The organism is Streptomyces sp. NPDC051740 (assembly GCF_044453165.1).
GTDB classification, from domain to species: domain Bacteria; phylum Actinomycetota; class Actinomycetes; order Streptomycetales; family Streptomycetaceae; genus Streptomyces; species Streptomyces atrovirens.
Window position 1 is genome coordinate 397,223 of the sequence record NZ_JBITCL010000003.1, and the last position, 11,988, is coordinate 409,210.

The 11,988-nt window shown below is 71.0% G+C and carries 9 protein-coding genes and 1 pseudogene; 3 read left to right on the forward strand and 7 right to left on the reverse strand.

The genetic code is table 11. The features are described 5' to 3' along the window. Window positions 1–83: 83 nt before the first annotated feature. The 7 genes and pseudogenes from ACIA6T_RS07540 to ACIA6T_RS07570 all read right to left on the reverse strand — a co-directional run. Window positions 84–351: pseudogene (locus ACIA6T_RS07540) on the reverse strand (LacI family DNA-binding transcriptional regulator); the annotation flags it as partial. A gap of 78 nt (window positions 352–429) precedes the next feature. Continuing rightward, entirely contained in the window at window positions 430–1,851 is a 1,422-nt protein-coding gene (locus tag ACIA6T_RS07545) for a BNR repeat-containing protein (protein ID WP_399445602.1), read from the reverse strand. A 14-nt stretch (window positions 1,852–1,865) separates the two neighbouring features. After that, window positions 1,866–2,186: an L-rhamnose mutarotase gene (locus ACIA6T_RS07550; protein WP_399445603.1), complete on the reverse strand. Its 321-nt coding sequence runs from the start codon at window positions 2,184–2,186 to the stop codon at window positions 1,866–1,868. A gap of 30 nt (window positions 2,187–2,216) precedes the next feature. Beyond that, complete coding sequence (gene rhaS / locus ACIA6T_RS07555; RefSeq protein ID WP_399445604.1) at window positions 2,217–3,302, reverse strand: rhamnose ABC transporter substrate-binding protein; 1,086 nt, start codon at window positions 3,300–3,302, stop codon at window positions 2,217–2,219. A gap of 28 nt (window positions 3,303–3,330) precedes the next feature. Further along, on the reverse strand, window positions 3,331–4,344 hold the full coding sequence (locus tag ACIA6T_RS07560; RefSeq protein ID WP_399445605.1) for an ABC transporter permease: 1,014 nt from the start codon (window positions 4,342–4,344) through the stop codon (window positions 3,331–3,333). Then, window positions 4,337–5,377: an ABC transporter permease gene (locus ACIA6T_RS07565; protein ID WP_399445606.1), complete on the reverse strand. Its 1,041-nt coding sequence runs from the start codon at window positions 5,375–5,377 to the stop codon at window positions 4,337–4,339. Before ACIA6T_RS07565 ends, ACIA6T_RS07560 begins: the two co-directional genes overlap by 8 nt. Beyond that, window positions 5,374–6,891 (reverse strand): sugar ABC transporter ATP-binding protein, encoded by a 1,518-nt coding sequence (locus ACIA6T_RS07570; protein WP_399445607.1) that lies wholly within the window; start codon window positions 6,889–6,891, stop codon window positions 5,374–5,376. The genes ACIA6T_RS07565 and ACIA6T_RS07570 overlap by 4 nt, the downstream gene beginning before the upstream one ends. 261 nt (window positions 6,892–7,152) lie before the next feature. Between ACIA6T_RS07570 and rhaI the strand changes: the two genes are divergently transcribed. From rhaI to ACIA6T_RS07585, 3 genes are all read left to right on the forward strand, one after another. Then, window positions 7,153–8,313: an L-rhamnose isomerase gene (gene rhaI / locus ACIA6T_RS07575; protein WP_399445608.1), complete on the forward strand. Its 1,161-nt coding sequence runs from the start codon at window positions 7,153–7,155 to the stop codon at window positions 8,311–8,313. Between the two features lie 141 nt (window positions 8,314–8,454). Further along, window positions 8,455–10,494 (forward strand): bifunctional aldolase/short-chain dehydrogenase, encoded by a 2,040-nt coding sequence (locus tag ACIA6T_RS07580; RefSeq protein ID WP_399445609.1) that lies wholly within the window; start codon window positions 8,455–8,457, stop codon window positions 10,492–10,494. Continuing rightward, window positions 10,491–11,936 (forward strand): rhamnulokinase family protein, encoded by a 1,446-nt coding sequence (locus ACIA6T_RS07585; protein ID WP_399445610.1) that lies wholly within the window; start codon window positions 10,491–10,493, stop codon window positions 11,934–11,936. The genes ACIA6T_RS07580 and ACIA6T_RS07585 overlap by 4 nt, the downstream gene beginning before the upstream one ends. Window positions 11,937–11,988: the final 52 nt, after the last annotated feature.

The window sequence follows — 11,988 nt, forward strand, 5'->3', positions numbered from 1 at the left end:
CTCGCGCCCCCGCCCGCCCCCCCCGCCGCCCCCGGCGGGGGGGGGGGGGGGCCCCCCCCCCCCCCCCCCCCCCCCCGGCCCCCCCGCCCGCCCCCGCCCGCCCCCCCCCCCCACGTCGACGAAGAACGGGTTGCCCATGTCGAGGACGAGCAGGCCCATGATGCGGCTGCGGCCGGCGCGCAGCTGACGGGCGGACTCGCTGCGCACGTAGCCGAGCCGGTCTATGGCGGACAGCACCCGGGCCCGGGTCTCGGCGGCGACCGTGTCCGGGCGGTTGATCACGTTGGAGACCGTGCCGACGGATACTCCGGCGACGCGGGCGACGTCCTTGATACCCACCGACTGGGCCATCGGGCAGGGACCTCCAGGGAGAGGGGCGGCGCGGCGGGCCATCACACTACCGGCAGCGCCGTCCCGGAGCGGACACGGTCAGGTGGGCAGGCGGAAGTCGACGACGTGCAGGGGTGAGGGTGTCGTACCGGTGGACTTCTCCTGGTACATGACCGACAGCACCCCGTCCTGGGCGACGCGGGTCTCGTCGATGACCACCTCGCCGAAGGCGTTCAGTCCGGCGCCGTCGTACAGCAGCTTCCAGTCGGTGTGCCCGGAGGCCGCGGAGGCGGCGGCGACACGGCCGTAGGGGAACACGGCGTAGGCGTTGTCGTACCGGTCCAGGACCAGTTTGGTGCGCTGGCTGGAGTTCAGCGGGACGGGGATCTCGGTCTTCCGCCAGCCGCCGGCGGTGCGGCGGACGTGGAAGGCGCGGCCGTTCGCCGTGCGGTCGGCGACGTAGTCCGTGGTGCACTGGCCGAAGCGGCCGGGGACGTAGGAGATGATCGCGTGCGGCCGGCCGGCGGAGTCGGTGGACTGGCTCTCCTGGTTCATCAGGGAGTGGTCCGGGTTCAGCGGGTCGACGACCAGCCCGGCGTCGGCGACGGAGACCCGGTCGGAGCCCCCGGTCCTGCCGACGACGGTGCCCGCGTCGTTGCGCCAGGTACGGCCGCGGTCGTCGGAGTAGACGTAGCCGGTGTCGTGGTTGGTGATGCCGCCGCCGCCGCACATCACGGCGCCGTTCTGCTCGCGCCAGGTGAAGAAGGAGTGCAGGCGGCCGCCGCGGTCGTAGTCGATGCCGTGCAGATACATGTTGCGGGCGGTGGAGGAGCCGTGCTCGCTGCTGTAGGTGCCGGTGGAGGCGGACCACTCCCCCAGCGCGGTCCACCGGGTGCCGTCGTACTCGGCGAGGGCGTTGCGGCCGTTGCCGGAGACACCGGCCCGGTAGCTGAGCTGGAGCCGGCCCTCGGGGGTGGCGACGAACTGCGGGTAGGTGAACTGCGGGGTGAGGGCGAGGCCGTCGAGCGTGGACTGCGGGGCGCCGAAGCGGCTCGCGGTCCAGCTCAGCCCGGTGGGGTCGTCCAGGAGCCCGGCGACGGACTTCACGTAGGTGAAGCCGTCGCTGTGGGAGTCCATGGTGAGGTGCAGCCGGCCGTCGGTCCTCGAGACGCCCATGGAGATGACGTTGTGGGAGTCGTCGTAGCGCAGAAAGTGGCCGACCCGCACGGTCTCCCAGGTGCTCGCGCCGAGGGCGCGGCGGCCGACGACGGCGCCCCGGTCGGCGGTGTACCAGGCCGCGTACTGGTGGCCCTCGTGGGTGAGCAGGCCGTTCTTCTGGAAGGAGTTGTTGTTGACCAGGCCGTCGTAGGACACGAAGTAGATCGCCCGGCTGTCGAGCGTGGTGCTGCCGGCGCGGGTGACCGACGGCCCGGGCGCGGCGGCCCGTGCGGTGCCGGCGGCGAGGGCGGGGGCCGCCGCGGTGCCGAGGAGTGCGCCGGCCAGAAGGGTGCGTCGTCTCATCTCGGGCTCCGTCGTCAGGCGAGGTGGAAGACCTCGGTCAGCGGTTTCATCGCCTCGTCCGGCCGGGAGCCGTCGAGGGACTCGAAGAAGGGGGACATCTCGGCCTGCCAGCGGGCGTTGACCTCGGTGGCCTCCATGCCGGCCCTGGCCGCCTCGAAGTCCTCGGTCTCCAGGTAGCCGACGAGGAGGCCGTCGTCACGCAGGAAGAGGGAGTAGTTGTGCCAGCCGGTGGCCGAGAGCGCCTCGCACATCTCGGGCCACACGGCGGCATGGCGTTCGCGGTACTCGGCGATCCGGTCCTGTCGGACCTTGAGCAGGAAACAGACGCGTTGCATGAAGTACCGCTCCTTCAGGGGAGGTGGGGATCAGAAGTCGAACTGGTCGATGTTCTCGGCGTTGAAGACGGTGGGCTTGCCGAGGCTGATCACGCCGTCCTTGCCGATGGTGTACTCGCCCATCGCGCCGGCCTTGAAGGTCTCGCCCTCCTTGCCGGTGATCTGGCCGGAGGACAGGGCGACGGCGGTGCGGGCGGCCAGCTCGCCGAGCTTGGCCGGGTCCCAGAGCTCGAACGCCTCGACGGTGCCGTTCTTGACGTACTTGCGCATGTCGTTGGGGGTGCCGAGGCCGGTCAGCTTGACCTTGCCCTTGTACTTGGAGCCGGACAGGTACTGGGCGGCGGCCTTGATGCCGACGGTGGTCGGGGAGATGATCCCCTTGAGGTTCGGGTACTCCTGGAGCAGGCCCTGGGTCTGCTGGAAGGACTGCTGGGCGTCGTCGTTGCCGTAGGCGACCTTGACCAGCTTGATGTCCTTGTACTTGGGGTCCTTGAGCTCGTCCTTCATGAACTCGATCCAGGCGTTCTGGTTGGTCGCGGTCTGCGCGGCGGACAGGATCGCGATCTCGCCCTTGTAGTCGATCTGCTCGGCGAGCAGCTGCACCTCGGTGCGGCCCAGGTCCTCGCCGCTGGCCTGCGAGACGAAGGCGTTGCGGCAGTCGGCGGTGGTGTCGGAGTCGTAGGTGACGACCTTGATGCCGTTCTTCATGGCCTGCTTGAGCGCGGTGCACAGGGCACCGGGGTCCTGCGCGGAGACGGCCATGGCGTCGACCTGCTGCTGGGTCAGGGTGTTGACGTAGGAGACCTGTCCGGCGGTGTCGGTGGCGCTGGAGGGGCCGACCTCCTTGTAGGTGGAGCCCAGCTCCTTGACGGCCTTCTCGCCGCCCTTGTCGGCGGTGGTGAAGTAGGGGTTGTTGACCTGCTTGGGCAGGAAGCCGACGGTCAGACCCTTCTTGGTGGCCGCGTTGGGGTCGGCCTTGCCGGCCGGGGCCGCCGCGCCGCCGCCCTCGTTCTTCACGTCCTCCTTGGTGGTGCCGCCGCAGGCCGTGGCGGCCAGGGCGAGCGAGGTGACGGCGGCGAGGGCCGCGCAGGTACGGCGGATGGATGCCTTGCGCATGGTGGGTTCCTTAGCGGACGAGAGGGGTTCAGGGGGTGGCAGTGGGGGCCTTGGGGACCAGTGGTGACATGGCCGCCCGGCGTCCGGCCCGCGCGACGGCGACCTGCCGTGCGACGCGGGGTCCGAGCACGGACAGCACCAGCAGCACACCGGTGACGACGATCTGGGACTGCGCGGACACGTCCTGCAGGCTCATCACGTTCTGCAGCGCGCCGAGCAGGAACACGCCGGCGATCGCGCCGCCGAGCGTCCCCTTGCCGCCGTCGAAGTCGATGCCGCCGAGCAGTACGGCCGCCACGACGGAGAGTTCGAGGCCGGTGGCGTTGTCGTAGCGGGCGCTGGCGTAGTGGAGCGCCCAGAAGACGCCGGTGAGGGAGGCCATCAGACCGGTCAGGGTGAACAGGATCAGCTTCTGCCGCCTGACGCGGATGCCGGCGAACCGGGCCGCCTCCTCGCTCGCGCCGATCGCGAACAGCGACCGGCCGAACGGGGTGGCGTGCAGGGCGACGACGGCGATGGCGAGCAGCACCAGGAAGGGCAGGAGGGCGTACGGGACGAACGTGTCGCCGATGCGTCCGGCGGCGAAGTCCAGGTACTGGGTGGGGAAGTCGGTCACCGCGTCGGAGCCGAGCACGATCTGCGCGATGCCCCGGTAGGCGGCCAGCGTACCGATGGTGACGGCGAGGGACGGCAGCCCGAGGCGGGTCACCAGCAGGCCGTTGACCAGGCCGCAGACGACACCGATGACGAGGCAGATCGGGATGATCGTCTCGATGGTCATGCCCTGGTTCCACAGGGCGCCCATCACCGCGCCGGACAGGCCGGCCGTGGAGGCCACGGACAGGTCGATCTCGCCGGAGACCACGAGCAGTGTCATGGGCAGGGCGATCAGCGCGATCGGCAGGGTGTTGCCGATGAGGAACGACAGGTTGAGCGCGTTGCCGAAGCCGTCGACGGTGGTGAAGGACAGCAGCAGGACCACGACGAGCAGGGCACCGACGACCGTGTCCCAGCGGACCGCGCGCGTGAGGGACTCAGGCATGGCGGGCGTTCCTCTTCTTCAGGGCCAAGGCCACGCGCAGCGCGACGATCCGGTCGACCGCGATGGCGAGGATGAGCAGGATGCCGTTGATGGCGAGCACCCACACGGAGCTGACGCCGAGGGCGGGCAGCACACTGTTGATGGAGGTCAGCAGCAGTGCGCCGAGCGCCGCGCCGTAGACGCTGCCGGAGCCGCCGGTGAAGACCACGCCGCCGACCACGACCGCGCTGACGACGGTGAGTTCGTAGCCGTTGCCGGTGCCGGAGTCGACGTTGCCGAACCGGGCCAGGTACAGGGCGCCGGCGAGGCCGGCGAGGGCGCCGCAGAAGGTGTACGCGGCGAGGATCCGCTTGCGTACGGGGATGCCGGCGAGCCGGGCGGCCTCGGGGTTGGAGCCGAGCGCGTACAGCTCGCGTCCGCCGCCGAAGTGCTTGAGGTAGTAGGCCGTCGCCGCCAGCACCGCGAGGGCGATGAGCGCCAGGTACGGCACCGCCGAGATGCCGCCCGAGCCGAAGTCGACGAACCCGCCGGGGAGGTCGGCGGCGGTGATCTGGCGGGAGCCGACCCAGATGGAGTCGATGCCGCGGATGATGTACATCGTGCCGAGGGTGACCACGAGCGCGGGCACCTGGCCGAGGCTGACGAGCAGGCCGTTGAGCAGTCCGAAGCCGATGCCGAGCAGGACGGCGAGGGCGATGGCGACGACCGGGTTCCCGCCGTCCTGGAGGTGGATTCCGGCGGCGAAGGCGCTGATGCCGAGGGTGGAGCCGACGGACAGGTCGACGTTGCGGGTGATGACGACCAGGGACTGGCCGGTGGCGACCAGGACCAGGATGGTCGCGTTCAGCAGCAGGTCCTTGATGCCCTGTTCGGACAGGAACTCGCTGTTGCCGGCCTGGGTGACGGCGATCATCACCAGGAAGACGAAGAGGATGGCGAGTTCGCGCATCTTGAAGACGCGGTCCACCAGCCGGGTGGCACCGGTCTTGGGCACCTCGGCGACGGGGGCTTCTTCGGGAGCGGCGACCGTCATGCGGCGGCCCTCCCCGTGGCTGCGGCCATCACGGTTTCCTCGGTGGCGTCGGTGCGGGGGATCTCGGCGGTGAGCCGGCCCTCGTGCATCACCAGCACGCGGTCGGCCATGCCGAGGATCTCGGGCAGGTCGGAGGAGATCATCAGGACGGCGACGCCGTCGGCGGCGAGCTGGGACAGCAGGCGGTGCACCTCGGCCTTGGTGCCGACGTCGATGCCGCGCGTGGGCTCGTCCACGATCAGCACCTTCGGCCCGGTGGCGAGCCACTTGGCGAGGACGACCTTCTGCTGGTTGCCGCCGGACAGGGTGTTCACCGTGTCGGCGATCCGGGCGTACTTGACCTGGAGCTTGACGGCCCAGTCGAGGGAGCGGCTGCGTTCGGCGCCCCGGTCCATCAGGCCGGCCCGCACGGTCGTACGGAGTCCGGTGAGGCCGATGTTGCGCTCGATGGACATGTCCATCACCAGGCCCTGGGCGCGCCGGTCCTCGGGGACCAGGGCGAGGCCCGCGGCCATGGCCGTGGACGGGGCGCCGTTGGTGAGCCCGCGCCCGTCGACCTCGACCTCGCCGGCGTCCCAGCGGTCGACGCCGAACACGGCGCGGGCCACCTCGGTGCGCCCGGCGCCGACGAGTCCGGCCAGGCCGACGATCTCACCGCGCCGCACGTCGAAGGAGACGTCGGTGAAGACGCCCTCGCGGGTCAGCCGGCGCACGCTCAGGGCGATCTCGCCCGGTGTCACGTCCTGCTTGGGGTAGAGCTCCTCGAGGTCGCGGCCGACCATGCGGCGGACCAGGTCGTCCTCGGTCATGCCGTCCAGCGGCTCGCTGGAGATCCAGGCGCCGTCGCGGAGCGTGGTCACCCGCTGGCAGATCTCGAAGATCTCCTCCAGGCGGTGGGAGATGAACAGCACCGCGGCGCCCTGTTCGCGCAGGGTGCGCACGACGCCGAAGAGGCGGGCGACCTCGCTGCCGGTGAGGGCGGCGGTGGGCTCGTCCATGATCAGGACGCGGGCGTCGAAGGAGAGCGCCTTGGCGATCTCGACGATCTGCTGGTCGGCGATGGACAGACCGCGGGCCGGGCGGTCCGGGTCGAGGTCGACACCGAGCCGCTTCATCAGGGCGGCGGTCGCGTCGTGGGTGGCCCGGTGGTCGATCCGGCCGAGGGCCCGGCGGGGCTGCCGGCCCATGAAGATGTTCTCGGCGATCGACAGGTCGGGGAAGAGCGTGGGCTCCTGGTAGATCACGGCGATGCCGGCGTCGCGGGCGTCACCGGGGCCGTGGAAGACGACGGGGGCACCGTCGAGCAGCACCTGGCCGGTGTCCGGACGGTGCACTCCGGCGAGCGTCTTGATGAGAGTCGACTTGCCGGCTCCGTTCTCGCCGGCGAGGGCGTGCACCTCCCCGGGCGACAGCTCCAGGGAGACGTCCCGCAGGGCGCGGACCGCGCCGAAGGACTTGGAGATGTCCTTCAGCGCGAGAACCGGGGCCGGACCCGTGTCGGACGGGTGGGTCATGAGGGCTCCTCGACGACGCCGGTGGGAGGCCCTCGCGACGTCGTGAAAGGTTTCAACTGGGTTGCCGGGACGTTAGGCGCGAGACGCATGTCACGTCAATGGGTCCCGGTCGAAAAACTTTCGACAGCTTCAGGTCTCAGCCTGGTCACGGAGGACGGTCTTCGCCGGAGGGGTTGACACCCCTCCGGGAGACCCATAGCTTCCCCTTCTGAATCGTTTCATTCGGTGGTCGTTAAGACCCGATGTCACAGGAGCCCTGACGTGACCGAGCTCGCCGCGGTGAAAGCCGCTCTCAAGACACAGGCCGTGGAGACGCCGTCCTGGGCGTACGGGAACTCGGGGACCCGGTTCAAGGTGTTCGCGCAACAGGGCGTTCCCCGCACCCCGCAGGAGAAGCTGGACGACGCGGCCCAGGTGCACGCGTTCACGGGTGTCGCGCCGACCGTGGCGCTGCACATCCCGTGGGACAAGGTCGAGGACTACGCGGCGCTGGCCAAGCACGCCGAGGACCGCGGGGTGAGGCTCGGCGCGATCAACTCCAACACCTTCCAGGACGACGACTACAGGCTCGGCAGCGTCTGCGCCCCCGACGCGGCGGTGCGCAGGAAGGCCGTCGACCATCTGCTGGAGTGCGTCGACATCATGGACGCGACCGGCTCCAAGGACCTGAAGCTCTGGTTCGCCGACGGGACGAACTACCCCGGGCAGGACGACATCCGCGCCCGCCAGGACCGGCTCGCCGAGGGGCTCACCGAGGTGTACGAGCGGCTCGGGGACGACCAGCGGATGCTGCTGGAGTACAAGTTCTTCGAGCCGGCGTTCTACACGACGGACGTGCCGGACTGGGGCACCGCCTACGCGCACTGCCTGAAGCTGGGGCCGAAGGCGCAGGTCGTCGTCGACACCGGTCACCACGCTCCGGGGACCAACATCGAGTTCATCGTGGCGACGCTGCTGCGGGAGGGGAAGCTCGGCGCGTTCGACTTCAACTCGCGGTTCTACGCGGACGACGACCTGATGGTCGGCGCGGCCGACCCGTTCCAGCTGTTCCGGATCATGTACGAGGTGATCCGGGGGGGTGGGTTCACTCCCGAGGTGGCGTTCATGCTGGATCAGTGCCACAACATCGAGGCGAAGATCCCGGCGATCATCCGTTCCGTCATGAACGTCCAGGAGGCCACGGCCAAGGCTCTGCTCGTCGACCGGTCGGCGTTGGACGATGCCCAGCGGTCCGGGGATGTGCTCGAGGCCAACGCCGTGCTGATGGACGCGTACAACACGGACGTGCGTCCGCTGCTCCGTGAGGTGCGGGAGGAGATGGGGTTGGACCCCGAACCGCTCAAGGCGTACAAGGCGTCCGGGTGGGGCGAGAAGATCGTTGCCGAGCGGGTCGGTGGGGAGCAGGCCGGTTGGGGGGCGTGAGCGTCTGCCCTGTGCTGTTCGGCGCGGGCTGCGGGTCGGCCGTGGTTGATCGCGCCCGCGCGGCGGTAGCCGCGTGTCCGACACCGCCCCGCGCCCCCAAGCAAATGCACTCACCCTCTTTCACGTAAGGACTGGACGTTCATGGCAACCAATCCCGAAGCCGCCGCCCTCCTCGCTCGTTCGCACCGGCTCGGCGCCGATCCCCGTAACACCAACTACGCCGGTGGCAACACCTCCGCCAAGGGCACCGAGACCGACCCCGTCACCGGGGGTGACGTCGAGCTGATGTGGGTCAAGGGGTCCGGAGGTGACCTCGGGACGCTCACCGAGGCGGGACTGGCCGCGCTGCGGCTGGACCGGCTGCGGGCGCTCACCGACGTGTACCCGGGGGTCGAGCGCGAGGACGAGATGGTCGCCGCGTTCGACTACTGCCTGCACGGCAAGGGGGGTGCGGCGCCCTCGATCGACACCGCGATGCACGGGCTCGTCGGCGCCGCGCACGTCGACCACCTCCACCCCGACTCCGGGATCGCGCTCGCCTGCGCGGCCGACGGGGAGAAGCTGACCGCCGAGTGCTTCGGCGACACCGTGGTGTGGGTGCCGTGGCGGCGGCCCGGCTTCCAGCTCGGGCTGGACATCGCCGCCGTGAAGGAGGCCAACCCGCAGGCCATCGGCTGCGTGCTCGGCGGGCACGGCATCACCGCGTGGGGTGACACCTCCGAGGAGTGCGAGCGGAACTCGCTGCACATCATCCGCACCGCCGAGGAGTTCCTCGCCGAGCGCGGCCGGCCGGAGCCGTTCGGACCGGTGATCGAGGGGTACGAGGCGCTGTCCGAGGAGGAGCGGCGGGAGCGGGCCGCCGCACTGGCGCCGTACGTCCGGGCCGTCGCCTCGCAGGACCGGCCGCAGGTCGGGCACTTCGACGACTCCGACGCCGTACTGGACTTCCTGGCCCGCGCCGAGCACCCGCGGCTGGCCGCGCTGGGCACCTCCTGCCCGGACCACTTCCTGCGCACCAAGGTCCGGCCGCTGGTCCTGGACCTGCCGCCGTCCGCCCCGCTGGACGAGGCGGTCGCCCGGCTGAAGGAGCTGCACGCGGCCTACCGCGAGGAGTACGCCGCCTACTACGAGCGCCATGCTCAGCCCGACTCCCCCGCGATGCGCGGGGCCGACCCGGCGATCGTGCTGGTTCCGGGTGTGGGCATGTTCAGCTTCGGCAAGGACAAGCAGACCGCGCGCGTGGCCGGCGAGTTCTACATCAACGCGATCAACGTGATGCGCGGGGCCGAGGCGGTCTCCACGTACGCGCCGATCGAGGAGTCGGAGAAGTTCCGCATCGAGTACTGGGCGCTGGAGGAGGCCAAGCTCCAGCGGATGCCGAAGCCCAAGCCGCTCGCGACGCGGGTCGCGCTCGTCACCGGCGCCGGCAGCGGGATCGGCAGGGCGATCGCCCAGCGGCTGGTGGCCGAGGGCGCGTGTGTCGTCGTGGCCGACCTGAACGGGGAGAACGCCGCCGAGGTCGCCGAGGAGCTAGGCGGGTCCGACAAGGCCGTCGCCGTGACCGTCGACGTCACCTCCGAGGAGCAGATCGCCGCTGCCTTCAAGGCCGCCGTGCTCGCCTTCGGCGGGGTCGACCTGGTGGTGAACAACGCCGGGATCTCGATCTCCAAGCCGCTCCTCGAGACGTCCGCGAAGGACTGGGACCTCCAGCACGACATCATGGCCCGCGGTTCCTTCCTCGTCTCGCGCGAGGCGGCCCGGGTGATGACCGCGCAGGAGCTGGGCGGGGACATCGTCTACATCGCGTCGAAGAACGCCGTGTTCGCCGGCCCCAACAACATCGCCTACTCCGCCACCAAGGCCGACCAGGCCCACCAGGTGCGCCTGCTCGCCGCCGAGCTGGGTGAGCACGGCATCCGGGTCAACGGCGTCAACCCGGACGGTGTGGTGCGCGGTTCCGGGATCTTCGCGGGCGGCTGGGGCGCCCAGCGCGCGGCGACCTACGGCATCGAGGAGGAGAAGCTCGGCGAGTTCTACGCCCAGCGGACCATCCTCAAGCGCGAGGTGCTGCCCGAGCACGTGGCGAACGCCGTGTTCGCGCTGACCGGCGGTGACCTCACCCACACCACCGGACTGCACGTCCCGGTCGACGCCGGCGTCGCCGCCGCGTTCCTGCGATGAGCGCCGTGAAGTCCTACGCCGCGGTCGACCTCGGCGCGTCCAGCGGGCGCGTCATGGTCGGCCGCGTCGGCCCCGACAGCCTGGAGCTGACCGAGGCCCACCGCTTCCCCAACCGGCCGGTGCGCGTGCCCGAGGGGCTGCGCTGGGACGTCCTGGGGCTGTACGCCGGGGTGCTGGACGGGCTGAAGGCGGCCGGCCCGGTGGACTCCGTCGGCATCGACAGCTGGGCCGTGGACTACGGGCTGCTGGACACGGACGGGGCGCTGCTCGGCAACCCGGTGCACTACCGCGACAGCCGTACCGACGGGATCGCGGAGAAGGTGTGGGCGACCGTGCCCGCCGAGGAGCTGTACGCGGCGACCGGTCTGCAGTACGCGCCGTTCAACACGCTGTACCAGTTGACGGCGGCCCGCGGGTCGGCCCAACTGGCGCAGGCCCGGAGGTTGTTGCTCATCCCGGATCTGTTGACGTACTGGCTGACCGGTGAGCAGGGCACGGAGCTGACCAACGCCTCGACCACCCAGCTGATCGACCCGCGCACCCGCGACTGGGCGCACGGGGTCGCGGAACGCCTCGGCATCGACCTCTCGCTGTTCGCGCCGCTGCGGCAGCCGGGGGACGCGGCCGGGACGCTGCGGCCCGAGGTGCTGGAGGAGACCGGGCTGACCGGGCCGGTCCCGGTGACGGCGGTCGGCTCGCACGACACCGCGTCCGCGGTGGCCGCCGTCCCGGCGGACGGCGAGCGGTTCGCGTACATCTGCACCGGTACCTGGTCGCTGGCCGGCCTGGAGCTGGACACGCCGGTGCTCACCGAGGAGAGCCGGGCCGCCAACTTCACCAACGAGCTGGGGCTGGACGGCACGGTCCGCTACCTGCGCAACATCATGGGCCTGTGGCTGCTCCAGGAGTGCGTACGGGCCTGGGGGCAGCCGGATCTGGGCGCGCTGCTGCTCGACGCTGCCAAGGTGCCGGCGCTGCGGTCGGTGGTGGACGCCGGGGACGCGGCGTTCCTCGCGCCGGGGCGGATGCCGGAACGGATCGCCGAGGCCTGCCGGGCTTCGGGGCAGCCCGTGCCGGCCACGCCCGCCGAGATCACCCGGTGCATCCTCGACTCGCTCGCCCTGGCCCACCGCAAGGCCGTCGAGGACGCGCAGCGGCTCTCCGGGCAGTCCGCCGACGTGGTGCACATCGTGGGCGGCGGCACCCGCAACGCCCTGCTGTGCCAGCTGACCGCCGACGCCTGCGGACTGCCGGTGGTGTCCGGGCCGACGGAGGCGGCGGCGCTGGGCAACGTGCTGGTGCAGGCCCGTGCCCACGGCCTGGTCGGCGACCTGGCCGGGATGCGGCGGCTGCTCATCCGCACCCAGTCGCTGACGCGGTACGAACCGCGCGGCGGTACGCAGCGGTGGCAGGCGGCGCAGGCCCGGCTCGCCCGGGGCTGACGCGGTCTCCCCCGGGCCCCCGCTCCCCCACTACCCTGCATTCACCCGATGA

Coding starts and splice junctions, on each gene's coding strand:
- ACIA6T_RS07545 (WP_399445602.1), bottom strand. CDS start 1,851: ATGAGACGACGCACCCTTCTGGCCGGCGCACTCCTCGGCACCGCGGCG.
- ACIA6T_RS07550 (WP_399445603.1), bottom strand. CDS start 2,186: ATGCAACGCGTCTGTTTCCTGCTCAAGGTCCGACAGGACCGGATCGCC.
- rhaS (WP_399445604.1), bottom strand. CDS start 3,302: ATGCGCAAGGCATCCATCCGCCGTACCTGCGCGGCCCTCGCCGCCGTC.
- ACIA6T_RS07560 (WP_399445605.1), bottom strand. CDS start 4,344: ATGCCTGAGTCCCTCACGCGCGCGGTCCGCTGGGACACGGTCGTCGGT.
- ACIA6T_RS07565 (WP_399445606.1), bottom strand. CDS start 5,377: ATGACGGTCGCCGCTCCCGAAGAAGCCCCCGTCGCCGAGGTGCCCAAG.
- ACIA6T_RS07570 (WP_399445607.1), bottom strand. CDS start 6,891: ATGACCCACCCGTCCGACACGGGTCCGGCCCCGGTTCTCGCGCTGAAG.
- ACIA6T_RS07580 (WP_399445609.1), top strand. CDS start 8,455: ATGGCAACCAATCCCGAAGCCGCCGCCCTCCTCGCTCGTTCGCACCGG.
- ACIA6T_RS07585 (WP_399445610.1), top strand. CDS start 10,491: ATGAGCGCCGTGAAGTCCTACGCCGCGGTCGACCTCGGCGCGTCCAGC.